This window comes from Paraburkholderia ginsengisoli NBRC 100965 (assembly GCF_000739735.1).
Taxonomy (GTDB): domain Bacteria; phylum Pseudomonadota; class Gammaproteobacteria; order Burkholderiales; family Burkholderiaceae; genus Paraburkholderia; species Paraburkholderia ginsengisoli.
Genome location: NZ_BBJF01000050.1, coordinates 1 through 619, shown reverse-complemented (window position 1 = coordinate 619; position 619 = coordinate 1). Strand labels below are relative to the sequence as shown.

Below are 619 nucleotides of genomic sequence, written 5' to 3'. Positions count from 1 at the left end.
GAAAGCAGAGGCGACAGGGACGATGATCAACGGGATGAATGCAGCGCTCAGTCGGGTATTCAAGCGCTCGCATTATCCGCTGGACGTGATGCTGGTGTGCGTGCGTTGGTACGTGGCTTATCCGCTGAGCCTGCGAAATCTCGAAGAGATGATGTCGGAGCGCGGCATTGCGGTCGACCATTCGACCGTGCACCGGTGGGCGCTGAAGCTGCTGCCTGTGATGGAGAAGCTTTTTCGGCGACGCAAGCGCCCGGTGGGCAAGAGCTGGCGTATGGACGAAACGTACATCAAGATCAACGGCCAGTGGCGATACCTGTACCGGGCCGTGGACAAGGACGGCGCCACCGTCGATTTCCTGTCGCGAGCTCATCGGGACAAGGTTGCGGCACGGCGGTACTTTGAGAAGGCAATCAGACAAAACGGCGAGCCCGGGACGGTAACCATCGACAAAAGCGGAGCCAACCTGGCGGCGCTCGAGAGCATCAACGCCGCCGGGAGCAGCCAATCAAGGTCCGTCAGGCGAAGCACCTGAACAACATCATGGAGCAGGATCATCGGGCGATCAAACGGCGAACCCCGACCCATGATGGGCTTCAAGGATTTCCAATGTGCCCGCATT

The 619-nt window shown here is 59.6% G+C and carries 1 pseudogene; it reads left to right on the top strand.

Features of this window, described 5'->3' with window-relative positions:
- Positions 1 to 22: 22 nt before the first annotated feature.
- Positions 23 to 619 (top strand): annotated as a pseudogene (locus tag BGI01S_RS28835) (IS6 family transposase); the annotation flags it as partial.